This window comes from Paenibacillus lutimineralis, from assembly GCF_003991425.1.
Taxonomy (GTDB): Bacteria; Bacillota; Bacilli; order Paenibacillales; family Paenibacillaceae; genus Fontibacillus; species Fontibacillus lutimineralis.
The window spans coordinates 3,272,530-3,286,083 of sequence record NZ_CP034346.1; the positions used below are offsets into that span (position 1 = coordinate 3,272,530).

A 13,554-nucleotide genomic window follows, 5' to 3' on the forward strand; every position below is an offset into this window, starting at 1 on the left:
AGCCAGGGATTACTTAATGTGGCATTGGGGATTTGATGAACTAGTTAAGGCAACAGGAACAGAGGAGAACATTATAAACAAATTCGGTTCTGTTCTTGATACCATATAAAGAAAGAATAGAGCGTTGGATATGCTTAATAATTTTGGTATTACAATATGCACTAATAAACACGGGACCTTGAGAAGGGTCCCGTGTTCCTTTATAAGAAATCCTTTAGTATTGTCTTTACTTATAAATGCAAAAATGTTAAAGGCTTAAATCGATAAAACAAGCAGCCCCTACAGGATGCTTGTTTTTTTGTTCTCCTTATTTTCGACATTTTTTTAATTACCAAAGGCTAGCTAACAAAGTAACCACTGCGAAGAATGAGTACTACGACGATCACATTGGTAAGTGGGTCTGCCCATCCTCAGCCGAAGAGCATCATCAGCAGAGCGGCAAAATTGCTCCAACAAACCCCAACATATCGCTGAGGGCGTGCAGATAAGCACCACGCATATTCAGGTTGTGCCCTGTAAGCTACCGCGCATCATATTCAAAGCAACGAGTATATTAGTGAACATGCCGATAATGCTGATAACCAGTTTCCTACTGTAGCCACTTCTGGCGGATTTATAAATCTATCGGTCGGACAAGTCATGGAACAGACTGCATCTGCCGCACGTATCCTACTGATCCCAAGTAGCATCACGATTTTCTTATTCATACTGATCGAGTTGTTCCTTTTGCGACTGATTGTCTGGCCACTGAGCTGGATACATGCAATTCCCACGGATAGAGCATGGAGACTTGATCGAGGTACGAACTCATATCCGCAGCTGCGATAAAGAATCGTTATGCGATCGTTCGATGGATAAATATCATTTTGAAATAACTAATAGAATCTTCTGCATTAATGTCCCGTTGTATAGGGGGTGGGAGTATATAGGTGGTGAGGGTATAAAAAAACTTGACTCAATATAGGGTAGGGGGGTATAGTATATATGCAAGCGGCGATGAGCCAAATCACTATTACAATTCCTTGAATTAGGAAAATCTAAACACACAATTCATTCGCAGAAGGGGCGATAATAAATGAAAAGCGTAAAATTAAAAGTTCAAGGTATGAGCTGTCAGCATTGTGTAAATTCCATTGAAGGTGCGCTTAAAGAGATTGGTGCAATTGGGAAAGTCGATCTTAATAGCGAGTCGGTTGATGTAACGTTTGAAGAAAGCCAAGTATCCATGGAGCAGATTAAAGAGGCTATCGAAGAACTGGGATACGTAGTGTTGTAAGTCAATCAAAATAAAAAAGCGAGTTGCTTTTCTTTAAGTAATGATAAAAATTTTTTTGTATTTTAAGGATGTTAAGTTTTAAAAAATTAAATCATGTTCTAAAAATACAAAAAAAAAGTCTAGCGAAAACGAAAGGACGATTAAAAAATGAAAAACATCACATTGAAAGTTCAAGGTATGAGTTGTCAACATTGTGTAAATTCCATTGAAGGTGCGCTTAAAGAGATCGGTGCAATTGGGAAAGTCGATCTTAATAGCGAGTCGGTTGATGTAACGTTTGAAGAAAGCCAAGTATCCATGGAGCTAATTAAAGAAACTATTGAAGATCAGGGATACCATGTTTTGTAAATCACCATTAGATGTTGGAGGAGTGAGTAATAATGGTAGCAACAGCGGCTCAAACTAAGCAATCCAGTTTGCAAATTACGGGTATGACATGTGCTGCTTGTGCAAACAGAATTGAGAAAGGCCTCAGTAAAATGGATGGGGTGACTTCGGCTAATGTAAATTTTGCTCTTGAAAAAGCGAACGTAACGTATGATCCCACTAAGGTGGATCGTAAAAACCTAGAGGTAACAATCCAAAAGCTTGGATACGGCACAGTTTCAGAGGTTGCTCAATTTAACCTTGAAGGCATGACTTGTGCTGCGTGTGCAAACAAAATTGAGAAGGGGCTAAGCAAGCTGCCAGGGGTTACAAGCGCTTCAGTCAACTTTGCTATGGAGACAGCCCGAGTTGAATTTTCGCCAAGCGAAGTATCCATTGAAGATATGCAAAACAAGGTCAAAAAGCTGGGCTATAGTGCGGTTGTCAAACAAGAGTCGAAAAACACAGGTGACCACCGCAGTAAAGAAATCAGCAATCTAAAACGAAAATTGTTGATTTCGGCGATTCTCTCATTGCCGCTGCTGTGGACGATGGTTGCTCACTTTTCATTTACCTCGTGGATTTATGTACCCGACTTCTTGATGAATCCTTGGATTCAACTTATTTTAGCTACCCCGGTGCAATTTTATATTGGCAAACAGTTTTATGTAGGCGCCTATAAAGCCCTTCGCAATGGGAGCGCAAATATGGATGTTCTCGTCTCACTAGGGACATCGGCTGCTTACTTTTATAGTCTGTACCTGACAATTGACTGGTCAACAATGAGTAGCAGTATGCATCACGGGCCATCCCTCTACTTTGAGACCAGTGCAATCCTCATTACCTTGGTGATTATGGGGAAATTGTTCGAAGGGCTCGCAAAAGGCCGGACTTCAGAAGCCATCAAGTCTTTGATGGGACTGCAGGCTAAAACTGCTTTGGTTGTTCGAGATGGCAAAGAGCTCTCGATTCCAGTTGATGAAGTAATCGTAGAGGACATTGTTCTGATCCGTCCAGGAGACAAAGTACCGGTTGATGGAGAAGTACTGGAAGGCGTATCGTCGGTAGATGAGTCGATGCTTACGGGAGAAAGTCTTCCTGTAGAGAAGAAGGTCGGTGATGCAGTAATTGGAGCTACGATCAACAAAAACGGTGTTCTTCGTATTAAGGCCACAAAAGTCGGTAAGGAAACAGCTCTTGCGCAGATTATTAAAGTAGTGGAAGAAGCGCAGGGTTCCAAAGCGCCGATTCAGCGAGTAGCGGATGTCATTTCCGGCATATTTGTTCCTATTGTTGTGGGCATTGCCGTGGTTGCCTTCCTGGTGTGGTATTTCTTCATTGCTCCTGGTGATTTCTCCGGTGCTTTGGAAAAAGCGATTGCTATTCTGGTTATTGCATGCCCATGTGCACTCGGATTGGCCACCCCAACCTCGATTATGGCAGGATCGGGTCGTGCTGCAGAAATAGGCGTATTGTTCAAGGGTGGAGAGCATCTGGAACAAACGCACAAGATCGACGCGATTATTCTGGACAAAACTGGCACGGTAACAAAAGGAAAACCGGAATTAACGGATGTTTTGGCTCAAGGCAGCGAATCGGAATTTCTCAGACTCGTTGGCGCGGCGGAGAAGAATTCGGAGCATCCACTTGCGGAAGCCATTGTTGCCGGTATTCAGTCCCGGAATATTGAAATGCCGGGAACGGAGTCTTTTGAAGCTATTCCGGGATTTGGAATTAGAGCAATTGTAGAAGGAAAACAACTGCTTGTGGGGACTCGAAGACTTATGGAAAAGTACGGAATCGACGCTAAAGCAGCAGCCTACGATTCGATGTCCCATTTGGAAGAGGAAGGTAAAACCGCTATGCTGGTTTCGATTGATGATCGGTATGCAGGAATGGTAGCCGTGGCGGATACGATTAAAGAGACGTCGAAGGCTGCTGTAAGCCGCCTGAAAGATATGGGGATCCAGGTAATTATGATTACTGGTGACAATGAACGGACGGCCAAAGCCATAGCAGCACAGGTAGGGATTGACCATGTTCGAGCTGAAGTTCTCCCTGAAGGAAAAGCAGAAGAAGTGAAAAAATTGCAAAATCAAGGCAAAAAAGTGGCCATGGTCGGTGACGGAATCAATGATGCCCCTGCTCTCGCGACTGCCGACATTGGTATGGCAATCGGTACGGGAACGGATGTTGCCATGGAGGCAGCGGATGTAAGTCTTATGCGTGGGGACCTGTCCAGCATTCCTGATGCGATTTATATGAGCCGTAAGACAATGAGTAATATTAAGCAAAACTTGTTCTGGGCACTCGGTTATAACACGCTGGGCATTCCTATTGCTGCAATAGGTCTGCTGGCGCCTTGGGTAGCGGGTGCTGCAATGGCGATGAGTTCCGTATCCGTGGTTCTCAATGCACTTCGATTGCAGCGAGTGAAAGTAAAACATTAATAAGAGGAAACCACGAATTCAGAAGAACACAGTGGGTCACATCCATCATCATCATGCGGGTCAACAGGGAACTGGCCCGAAGGCTGAATTTATGACTTCCTTTCCGAAAGCTGGTATCTATAAAGTTTGGGGTCAATTCCAACATCAAGGAAAAGTCTTTACTGTTCCTTTTGTAGTCGATATTAAATGAATTTAGTAAAGGGGCTCTAAAATATGGAGGAAACAGTCAAAATCGCCATTAGCCCAGCTATTCAACTAGGAGGGAGTCTGTTCACTCCTAAACAGCTTATAAAAATTGGTGATATTATTGGGCCGGATGCAAAGGTCGAAATGACAGGCTTCAAACAGCTCTATGCAGAAGTAACGATCGACCGTCGGGATTCGATAAAGCAAGAACTTGAGCAAAGCGGTTTAGAAGTGAATCCGGCCGGTTTTGTGACAAAAAGCCTAATTGTGTGCAATTTTTGTAGAGGCTCTAAAGATGCTGGCCTTGAAACCGCAAAAAATTTAAACAAAGCAATATCTGGTATAGAAACACCAACTCCACTAAAGATTGGATACGCCGGATGTGCGTTAGGTACAAGTGAGCCGTTAATTAAAGATATTGGTGTTGTCAAAATGCGAGATAAATTTGATATCTATGTGGGCGGAGAAGCGAAGGGGCTTAAAACCTCCTTCGCCAAGCTGCTCCTGTCCGGAATAACGGAAGATCAACTTATTACCGTCATCACTGCTATCATTGATTTTTATAAAGAGCATGCAAAAGGCAAAGAAAAGTTCAGTAAATTCATTAATCGAATTTCGCTAGAGCAGTTACAAAGCTTTGCGGATATTCACTTTTAACAAAGAGGATGGGGTGTAGAGAAAATGAATAAGTCGATAAAAATTTATACAATTCCGACTTGTAGCGATTGCAGTTACGCAAAACGCTTTTTTAAAGAAAACGATATCCCCTTTAAAGATTTCAATTGTGAAGAAGACATCAAGTATGCAGAGGAAGTTTGGAACTTGACTGGAAAACAAATTGTTCCAACGATTTTGATCGATGATAAGGTTTTTATTGGTTTCGCGGAAAATCTGGGTGAAATCAGAGATTTATTATCAACATAAATAATAGGTAACTCTTTACATGACTATTCAAAGCAGCTCGCCTAGAGCTGCTCTTTTATATTAAGTCGGTACTTTTTCTTGATTAAATTAACTTGAATTAGATTTCATAAGTTAATGATGCATAGAACTAATTTCTTCTTTATTCCGAAATATGTTAAGTGTTATTTTTATATTCATCAATACTTTGCTCACTGTTTAGAAAGGTGGGAAAGGTGATTGACCAAAGGAGATGAGATTATGATCAAAACAACACAAGAGACTGACTCATGTAACCATACATCTTCAACAGAGCGAAAAAGTCATCATTCAGAAAAAACAAAGCTAAGCTTAATTCATCGGTTAAATCGCATTGAAGGGCAAGTACGTGGAGTAAAGGGATTGATTGAACGGGATACCTACTGTGACGATGTGCTAAATCAAATTGCTTCGATTCAATCCGCTTTGAATGGATTGGGAAAACAACTGCTCGAACATCATTTAAAAAGCTGTGTCATTGAACGGATTGAGGAAGGCGATCATGATGTAATAGATGAATTGCTTACCACAGTAAATAAGTTAATGAAATGATGTCGAGGGACAAGAACATGTACCGATTACCGTAATGGACAAGAACATAGTCCGATTACCGATTAGATGAATAATCCCAATGCTACTTCATTAAGCTAACGGGAAGGATGACGTAACTAACGAAGGCAGCCGGCTTTTTATGCGGTTGCCTTTTTCTTAACTAGCGGGGAGGTTAGCGGAACGGTTTAACAATTTATCAAGATCTAATGTTCTTAGGAAAGCGGAGATTAGGAGGTGATGGTATCGCAGTTTCGAAGGAACCAATTGGAGCAGCTAGTCAGCAATAAAAGATGCTACGCAAATAACAACAATTCGAAGTAATTATTATTTGAAATACAAAAAAAGAGCCGCAACCGCGGCTCAAATAAATTAGAAATTAAGATGTAGTAAACGGTGCCCTAATAGGTGCCTACATTCCACGAGGCCCTATAAAAAGCAGCGGGGGCTGGACGATTTGAACATCCTTATGAAATCCATCTAAACCATGAGCACCCTAACAGGCGCGGGGGCGGACCTCGCACCTGCTATTTTTTTCACCGGAAAGGAGGGCTGGCTTTATGGCGACAACCCGGCTGATGCCCCGGCACATCGACGCTGGGCGCAGTATCCTCGCCACCATCGCGGAAAGCATAGACTATGGCAAGAACCCGAACAAGACGCGGGACGGTAAGCTGATTTCCTTCCACGAGTGTGGCACCAGCACAGTGGCAGTGGAGTTCACGCTTATCAGGAGTAATGGACTCAGAGGGAGGTTCTGTTCAAACTGATTTCCCTCGGGTCCCTGGAATATGTACAAACGCACACCACAACTCTCAATATGCCTTGGTTCCGTCAGGAGTTGAACGCTGGCGCCTTATACCGTAGCCCTCTTCCTTATAAATTCCTTAAAAATGGTTGTTACCATAGTAGTAACAAATCAAAAGGAGTGAAGTTATGATGTATGAGTATATAATAAAAACCAATGATGTTTCTAAAAAATTTAAAAAGACATATGCAATAAAAGATTTATCTATGTCTGTAAGAAAAAATTCTGTCTACGGTTTATTAGGACCTAATGGTGCTGGCAAATCAACATTATTGAAGATGATTACAGGAATTATCAGACCAACCTCAGGTGAAATATTATTCAACAATCAGCCTTGGATGCGAAAAGATTTATTGAATATTGGTTCATTAATCGAATCACCACCACTGTATGAGAATTTAACGGCATTTGAAAATTTAAAAGTGCGAGCGACTCTTATGGGGATTTCAACAAATAAATGCAATGAGGTTTTACAAAAAATGGACTTAATGGATGCTAAAAATAAAAAGACATCCGATTTTTCGTTGGGAATGAAACAGAGGTTGGGTATCGCATTGGCGCTGTTGAATAACCCCAAATTATTAGTCTTAGATGAACCTACAAACGGGTTAGACCCTTTTGGTATTGAAGAATTAAGGAAAATGATTCGGAATTTTGCGGAGTCCGGGATATCTGTGATTATATCCAGTCATATTTTAAGCGAAGTAGAGCAAGTTGCCGATGACATAGGGATCATATACAATGGATCACTGTTGTATCAAGATAAAATTGATGCAAATGGAAACCTGGAACAACTGTTTATGGATATCATTAGACAGAAACGTGTTTCCTGATGTTGCAAACTTATTTGAAAGCAGAAAACCTAAAATATAAACGCTCCCTATTCAGAAAACTTATTATATTGATTCCGACAGCTTTAATTATGATATCTATGGGGTTCATATTTATTGGTATTGGTTTAGGCGGTTTTTCAAGTGCTATGGTCAGCAATTGGAGTATGCCGATTGCATCTTTGTCCATAGTGATTTTATGTCATTTAGTAAATAACAAGGATCAAAAACACAAATACCGAACTATTTATAGTTTGCCCATCGACTTGAAGAAGATGTTTATTTCTAAAACAATTTTGATAGCACTTAATCTTTTGATCATATCATTATTCCTATCGCTTATCACTATTATCTCCGAAGGCATATCGTCAGGTGTTTCAGTTGCAATTGGTCATACCGGATATTTTATTTTAGGATACTGCTTATTGTGGATCTCTTTATTATGGCAGATTCTTTTCTGTTTATTTTTGGATCAAAAAATCGGATTTGTTGGTTCTGTGATCATTAATTTGTTTGCTAGTGCGTTAGGTGGTTTGTTTTTTTCCTTGACGCCTTTGTTTTGGTTCTTCCCATATAGCTGGCCTGCAAGGTTTATGGTTACATGTTTTGGAGTCTTGCCAAACGGATTATTGGTCGAAGCCGATTCAAGATACATTTTGAATTTAGGAGAAAGCTCGTTGCTGGTATTGATTTCTGTGCTTGTTATGCTGATTCTTTCCGCCTTGTTTTCGCGCTGGTATAGAAGGCAGGTATGTCGCAATTGACGATGATAAGGGAGTTTTGTTCTAACTTTACCAAAATCAAACGAACTCCAATAATTTTATTGCACTTGTTACTGCCTATAGTCGTTACAACATTATTTTTAATTTATTACGCTTTTGCTGGATACCATATTATTTCTGATGTGAGGTTATTTTTCGTTATATTACAAATAGGCTATCCGATTTTTGTTGGTATTGTTGTGCCAATTTTAATTCAATTAGATCGGAATATAAACAATATTCAAAATGCTCTAGGTTTAGTGGAGTCTCGAAGAAGTGTATATCTGGGGAAATTGTTCTTTCTACTATTTCTTTCAAGCATAAGTATCATAATATATGAGCTTTGTTTCTATATTGGAGTCAATTTGTTTTTAGATATCAGCGTAATGCACTTTGATTCATATCTTGACCTATTTTATATATTTTTATTTAGCAACTTATTTTTATATTTTTTACACTTACCAATTGCTTTTAGGTTTGGTTCAAGTATTTCTGTTTTGTTAGGGATATCTGGTACAATTTTAGCGGGTTTCTTCGAAAATGCGATTGGTGATGAAATTTGGCCGATCATTCCTTGGGAATGGGGTGTTCGGTTTTTAAAAAATGCTTTTGACTTTTCAAGTGCCCCTATTTTTTGGGGGATTATTTCTCTGATTATGATTACTTCGATGATTCTAGTTTTATCAATACTATGGTTCAGTAGGTGGGAAGGTAAAGTTATACAAGAGTAAAACATGGGGGATAGACTATGCCGAAACTGTTAGTGGTCGATGATGACCTTGATATGCTGGCCCTGGTGCGTGCTGCTCTGGTAAAGGACGGACACCAGGTAGACACCGAGGCGGATTCCACTACCGTGCAGCCCGCACGATGCCATCTGTATGACCTGCTGCTGCTCGATGTGATGATGCCCGTCGAGGATGGTTTTTCACTTTGCAGCCGTATTCGTGCCGAGGTGGACTGCCCCATACTGTTCCTGACCGCCAAGGCGGAAGACGCAGCCCTTGTACAGGGCTTTGGCTTGGGCGCCGATGATTACATAAAAAAGCCCTTCAGTATTGCGGAGCTGCGCGCACGGGTAAACGCCCATCTGCGGCGGGAGGCGCGGCAACCGACCCACACCCTGAGTCAAGGCGGTGTGCGCTTTGATCTGCAGGCAAAAGTGGCTATCGCGGGCGAACACACACTGCCCTTTACCAAGGGCGAATACGCCATCTGTGAGCATCTGGTCCTGCACGCCGGGCAGGTGTTTACCAAAGAACAATTATACGTAGCGGTTTTCGGCTTTGACGCCGAGGGCGATTCGTCGGCCGTTGCGGAGCACATCAAAAATATCCGCGCCAAGCTGAAAGAGGGCGGACACAGCCCCATAGAAACCGTTTGGGGGGTAGGCTACAAATGGCGAAAAGACAGCGTTCGGTAAGCCTTTCTTTTGTGCTTTTACGCTTTGCCATCGTTATGCTTTGCTGTATGCTGTTATGTTGCCTGGTATGGTATTTCGTCATGGTGCGGTTTCAAAATACTGGCGTTACTTACCAGGGAGCCGTCTCCAACCAACAGGTGGAGCAAATGCTGGCCGGAGAGCCAACAACCTTCGTTTCTCCTGGTGATGATTTTCTGGCTGAATACGCTTTGTTTGGCCGGAACGGCGAAGTGTTGGAAAGCAACGTAGAGGGAAAGAAGCTGGAAGCCCTGGCCGGGTGTTTACAGGAGGACGCCAGCAGCATAGATGTATTGCGGCACACCTACGCGGATGGAAGCACCGTAATCCTTCGCTGGCATTTCAGGGCGGAGTTTGTCAATCCTGTGCTGCGCGACATGCTTCCCCCCGCAGAATACCTGGGGCTGGCTATGCTTGTTGTGGCATTGTTGCTTTGTCTACTGTTCAACACCCTGTGGCTTCGTCGGCGCCTCGCCGCCAAGCTGAAGCTGTTCAGCGAGGTGAGCAAGAAGGTAGGCGCGCAGGAGCTGGATTTCACAATTCCCCACGCCGGCATACGGGAGTACGATCAGGCGCTCGATGCTATGGAGCATATGCGGGAGGCATTGTACAGATCCCTGTCATCCCAATGGGAGGCACAGCAAGAACGCGAAGCAGAAATGGCAGCACTCGCGCATGATTTAAAAACCCCACTCACCCTGGTGGGAGGCAACGCCGAGCTTCTGCTGGATGAAGAACTGCCTGAGAGCAGCCGCAAAATGGTGGAAACCATTGTGGTAAGCAACGACCGGGCCAAGCAGTATGTTGCCGGCCTGTTAGAAACCTCCACCGGTGCGAATGAGGCATTTGAAAACACCTGCCTGACCACCATGTTTGATGAGCTTTGCCAGAGCACAATAGCTATTGCAGAAGCCAAGAGAGTTTGCCTGCAAACCCAAAACGGCCTGAAGGGTGCTGCGAGCATTCAGAAAGATCATTTACTTCGCGCCCTCGGTAATGTGGTGCAGAATGCCATCGAGCATACACCGGCGGGGGGAAACGTGTATTTGGAAAGCAGCATGATAGATGGCGGCTGGCAAGTTACTGTATGTGATGAAGGCCCCGGTTTTAGCAAGGCGGCGTTACACCATGCGACAGAGCGTCTATGGCGCGGAGATGCAGCGCGTGGCGCCGATGGACACAATGGCCTTGGCCTTTGGTTTGCAGCACAAGTAGCTAAAACGCACGGAGGACAACTAGAACTGCGCAACTGCGATTCTGGTGGGGTGGTTATAATGAAGTTCTGCAAGAACTTGTAACGTTAGCCGAAATGGACAAGAACTTGTATTCATAGCCGATTAGATTATTGTATCACAATATAAGAAGCCAAAACCTGTACGGGAATTAGATGATTGCGTTCTTTTTGGTTTTTTACTGTCTCAGCCAACATTGGAATTTTAACTCATGGATAGCTAAGGGGAACAGCCTATCGACCAGGGAAGAATTGTCACAGGACAAGAACTTAGACAATTATTTAGATTGATTGGCTCAATTATAGGGCTACAATAATCCCTTCCTTGCTTGCTATTCTCATTTATAAACTCTCCAATCATAATTAAACTCCAATTTATTGGAGCAAGGTCCCTATTGTCCATGTTACAAGTTAATAGACTTACCATCAATGTGAAATATCATTATGGGAATTCAGATGTGATGCTGAATGAGAGGTGCTAAATGATCCTCGTTATTCAATGTCGAATCTTTTTATAGTAAAATGGTAACTACTATATAGGATGGAAAACAGGAAAGAGGGAACGAATGCCTACTATACTAGTTGCTGATGACGATGCGAACATTCGCGAACTCGTCTGTTTATTTCTACGCAACGACGGATTCGCAACAGTCGAAGCCGCGGACGGCAAGGAAGCAATGGCCGTCTACGCCGCAACGCATGTCGATCTTGTTGTGCTTGATATTATGATGCCGATTATGGACGGCTGGACGTTATGCAAGGAGCTCCGAAGAGCTAATCCTGATCTTCCCTTACTTATACTGACTGCGAGAGGCGAAACATGGGAGAAAGTGAAAGGTTTCGAACTTGGGACGGACGATTATTTGACGAAACCATTCGATCCGTTGGAGTTGACGGTCCGTGTTCGGGCATTGCTGAAACGATACCGGATTGGCTCCACGCAGACGATTCAGTTCGGCAACGTCACTCTTGATCGACAGACCTATAAGGTGATGAGAGGGAATGAGTCGATCACGTTGCCGCTTAAGGAGTTCGAATTACTGTACAGGCTCGCTGGAACACCCGGACAAGTCTATACGCGCGAGCAGTTGATCGATCAAATTTGGGGGATCGATTACGCTGGAGATGATCGAACGGTAGATGTACATATTAAACGCCTGCGTGAACGGTTCGCAACTACACCCGATTTTCGGATCGAGACGGTGCGTGGGCTTGGGTATCGGCTTGAGGTTTACGAATGATACGAATGATCAGATCCTTATATACACGGGTTGTCCTGATCTATCTAGTCTCCGTGATCGTGGGTACGGTCATTGCTTTTTTTGTATCCGTGTGGGTATTTGAGGAGAAATTGAACGAAAATATGCGAATGCTCTCACTTCACTTCGCCCAGGACGTCATCCGGATTTACGAGACCATTCCGTTACCTGAAGCGGACTCATTCGTAAGTGGGATGAAGCAGCTCGATTCGCATCATATTCGAATTTATGATGAGACGGGTCAATTCAAGTCTTATGGAAATCTTAACGGACAACAACCTGCTACAGTGACGATGGAACAAGTGAATCAGGTACTTGATGGAGAAGAGGTCCAAGTTAATCCGAATGGTGTTGCTTCGGTTCTCATAGGGCTGCCTTTAATAACGGAAATGGGGACGAAGGCCATGTTTGTGGAGCCGCTCACGCCCCCATCAACCTCTTTTAGTAAGAATTGGTTATATTCTTTTTTGATCTATTCGCTGATCACGGGAAGTCTGTTCATTCTAGTTGCCTCCATGTTCCTGGTCCGACCGATCAAAAAGCTGACCAAAGCGACTAGGCGTATTGCAGCTGGTGATTTCAACGTCAAGCTGAATATTAAGCAAACAGGTGAACTCGGTACTCTGGCTCGCAGCTTCGAAGAAATGACGCGTGATCTGCAGCAACTTGAGCAAATGCGCAGGGAATTCGTATCGAACGTGTCGCATGAGGTTCAGTCACCGCTTACCTCCATATCGGGCTATGCTCTAGCACTCAAGCAAGTTGATATTCCAGACCGTGAGCGAAGCCGTTATCTCGACATTATCATCACGGAAGCAGATCGGATGTCCAAGATGAGCGATAGTCTGCTCAAGCTGAGTATGCTTGAATCTCAGTCACAACAACTGCGGCTCGCCACGCTCAGCCTTGATGAACAGATCAGACGGGTCATCGTAGCGCTTCAGCCGCAATGGTCTGCCCGCCACATCCGTTTCGAACTCAAATTGAAGGCTGTTCGCCTAACGGCTGATCATGATCTATTAAACCAGGTATGGACGAACATCATCGGCAATAGCATCAAATTTTCCATGGACGGCGGCATTATTAACGTCAGCATCAAACAAGATATCAAAAACGTGACAGTCCGAATATCCGACACGGGCATTGGTATTTCCTTAGAGGACCAGAAGCGTATATTCGAGCGGTTTTTTAAGGCAGATCGTTCCCACAGTCGTAAGTATGGCGGTAGCGGTATGGGACTTGCCATCGTTAAACAGATCGTATCGCTTCATCAAGGCGACATCGTAGTGGAAAGCGAACCCGGTCAAGGAACGACCTTCATTGTCACCTTGCCAATCACAACGCCAACAGATTAGTTAGATTCACACAGGGTATCATTCAGATTGTCTAAACCGCATTCTCCATGCTACGACTCATGTGCAAGTTTCTTTGCATGTGACGCCGTAGCTTTTTTGTGCT

At 43.4% G+C, this 13,554-nt stretch carries 14 protein-coding genes and 1 pseudogene; 14 read left to right on the top strand and 1 reads right to left on the bottom strand.

Going from position 1 to position 13,554, the window contains the following annotated elements; all coding sequences use genetic code 11:
* Positions 1-341 precede the first annotated feature (341 nt).
* Positions 342-623 (bottom strand): annotated as a pseudogene (locus EI981_RS29645) (cation efflux transmembrane domain-containing protein); the annotation flags it as partial.
* A gap of 452 nt (positions 624-1,075) precedes the next feature.
* Between EI981_RS29645 and EI981_RS14290 the strand changes: the two are divergent.
* The 14 genes from EI981_RS14290 (at position 1,076) to EI981_RS14355 (ending at position 13,451) form a co-directional block, all read left to right on the top strand.
* Positions 1,076-1,276 (top strand): copper ion binding protein, encoded by a 201-nt coding sequence (locus EI981_RS14290; protein WP_126999194.1) that lies wholly within the window; start codon positions 1,076-1,078, stop codon positions 1,274-1,276.
* A 147-nt stretch (positions 1,277-1,423) separates the two neighbouring features.
* Positions 1,424-1,624, top strand: coding sequence for a copper ion binding protein (locus EI981_RS14295; RefSeq protein WP_126999196.1), 201 nt, complete (start codon positions 1,424-1,426; stop codon positions 1,622-1,624).
* A 32-nt stretch (positions 1,625-1,656) separates the two neighbouring features.
* Positions 1,657-4,092, top strand: coding sequence for a heavy metal translocating P-type ATPase (locus EI981_RS14300; protein ID WP_126999198.1), 2,436 nt, complete (start codon positions 1,657-1,659; stop codon positions 4,090-4,092).
* A gap of 213 nt (positions 4,093-4,305) precedes the next feature.
* Positions 4,306-4,935 carry an NAD(P)/FAD-dependent oxidoreductase gene (locus EI981_RS14305; protein WP_126999200.1) on the top strand — a complete coding sequence of 210 codons (630 nt, stop codon included), beginning with the start codon at positions 4,306-4,308 and terminating at the stop codon, positions 4,933-4,935.
* A 24-nt stretch (positions 4,936-4,959) separates the two neighbouring features.
* On the top strand, positions 4,960-5,202 hold the full coding sequence (locus tag EI981_RS14310) for a glutaredoxin family protein (protein ID WP_126999210.1): 243 nt from the start codon (positions 4,960-4,962) through the stop codon (positions 5,200-5,202).
* 237 nt (positions 5,203-5,439) lie between these two features.
* Complete coding sequence (locus EI981_RS14315) at positions 5,440-5,769, top strand: metal-sensitive transcriptional regulator (RefSeq protein ID WP_126999212.1); 330 nt, start codon at positions 5,440-5,442, stop codon at positions 5,767-5,769.
* A 557-nt stretch (positions 5,770-6,326) separates the two neighbouring features.
* The gene (locus tag EI981_RS14320; RefSeq protein ID WP_126999214.1) at positions 6,327-6,536 is read left to right on the top strand and encodes a relaxase; all 210 of its coding nucleotides are present in this window, start codon (positions 6,327-6,329) and stop codon (positions 6,534-6,536) included.
* A gap of 169 nt (positions 6,537-6,705) precedes the next feature.
* Positions 6,706-7,407: a lantibiotic protection ABC transporter ATP-binding protein gene (locus EI981_RS14325; RefSeq protein WP_127004680.1), complete on the top strand. Its 702-nt coding sequence runs from the start codon at positions 6,706-6,708 to the stop codon at positions 7,405-7,407.
* The gene (locus tag EI981_RS14330) at positions 7,407-8,168 is read left to right on the top strand and encodes a lantibiotic immunity ABC transporter MutE/EpiE family permease subunit (protein WP_126999216.1); all 762 of its coding nucleotides are present in this window, start codon (positions 7,407-7,409) and stop codon (positions 8,166-8,168) included. Before EI981_RS14325 ends, EI981_RS14330 begins: the two co-directional genes overlap by 1 nt.
* Positions 8,156-8,896: a lantibiotic immunity ABC transporter MutG family permease subunit gene (locus EI981_RS14335; protein WP_227011424.1), complete on the top strand. Its 741-nt coding sequence runs from the start codon at positions 8,156-8,158 to the stop codon at positions 8,894-8,896. Before EI981_RS14330 ends, EI981_RS14335 begins: the two co-directional genes overlap by 13 nt.
* A 17-nt stretch (positions 8,897-8,913) precedes the next feature.
* Complete coding sequence (locus EI981_RS14340; protein WP_126999218.1) at positions 8,914-9,588, top strand: response regulator transcription factor; 675 nt, start codon at positions 8,914-8,916, stop codon at positions 9,586-9,588.
* Positions 9,564-10,904, top strand: coding sequence for a sensor histidine kinase (locus EI981_RS14345; protein WP_126999220.1), 1,341 nt, complete (start codon positions 9,564-9,566; stop codon positions 10,902-10,904). Before EI981_RS14340 ends, EI981_RS14345 begins: the two co-directional genes overlap by 25 nt.
* A gap of 499 nt (positions 10,905-11,403) precedes the next feature.
* Positions 11,404-12,078 carry a response regulator transcription factor gene (locus EI981_RS14350; RefSeq protein ID WP_126999222.1) on the top strand — a complete coding sequence of 225 codons (675 nt, stop codon included), beginning with the start codon at positions 11,404-11,406 and terminating at the stop codon, positions 12,076-12,078.
* Positions 12,079-12,083: 5 nt separating this feature from the next.
* Complete coding sequence (locus EI981_RS14355; RefSeq protein ID WP_127004684.1) at positions 12,084-13,451, top strand: sensor histidine kinase; 1,368 nt, start codon at positions 12,084-12,086, stop codon at positions 13,449-13,451.
* The last annotated feature ends 103 nt before the right edge of the window (positions 13,452-13,554 follow it).

Bases quoted from the DNA above. Each gene is read 5' to 3' on its own strand.
- EI981_RS14295 (WP_126999196.1), top strand. From the start codon at position 1,424: ATGAAAAACATCACATTGAAAGTTCAAGGTATGAGTTGTCAACATTGT.
- EI981_RS14355 (WP_127004684.1), top strand. From the start codon at position 12,084: ATGATCAGATCCTTATATACACGGGTTGTCCTGATCTATCTAGTCTCC.
- EI981_RS14345 (WP_126999220.1), top strand. From the start codon at position 9,564: ATGGCGAAAAGACAGCGTTCGGTAAGCCTTTCTTTTGTGCTTTTACGC.
- EI981_RS14290 (WP_126999194.1), top strand. From the start codon at position 1,076: ATGAAAAGCGTAAAATTAAAAGTTCAAGGTATGAGCTGTCAGCATTGT.
- EI981_RS14305 (WP_126999200.1), top strand. From the start codon at position 4,306: ATGGAGGAAACAGTCAAAATCGCCATTAGCCCAGCTATTCAACTAGGA.
- EI981_RS14310 (WP_126999210.1), top strand. From the start codon at position 4,960: ATGAATAAGTCGATAAAAATTTATACAATTCCGACTTGTAGCGATTGC.
- EI981_RS14340 (WP_126999218.1), top strand. From the start codon at position 8,914: ATGCCGAAACTGTTAGTGGTCGATGATGACCTTGATATGCTGGCCCTG.
- EI981_RS14330 (WP_126999216.1), top strand. From the start codon at position 7,407: ATGTTGCAAACTTATTTGAAAGCAGAAAACCTAAAATATAAACGCTCC.
- EI981_RS14335 (WP_227011424.1), top strand. From the start codon at position 8,156: ATGTCGCAATTGACGATGATAAGGGAGTTTTGTTCTAACTTTACCAAA.
- EI981_RS14350 (WP_126999222.1), top strand. From the start codon at position 11,404: ATGCCTACTATACTAGTTGCTGATGACGATGCGAACATTCGCGAACTC.
- EI981_RS14325 (WP_127004680.1), top strand. From the start codon at position 6,706: ATGTATGAGTATATAATAAAAACCAATGATGTTTCTAAAAAATTTAAA.
- EI981_RS14300 (WP_126999198.1), top strand. From the start codon at position 1,657: ATGGTAGCAACAGCGGCTCAAACTAAGCAATCCAGTTTGCAAATTACG.
- EI981_RS14315 (WP_126999212.1), top strand. From the start codon at position 5,440: ATGATCAAAACAACACAAGAGACTGACTCATGTAACCATACATCTTCA.
- EI981_RS14320 (WP_126999214.1), top strand. From the start codon at position 6,327: ATGGCGACAACCCGGCTGATGCCCCGGCACATCGACGCTGGGCGCAGT.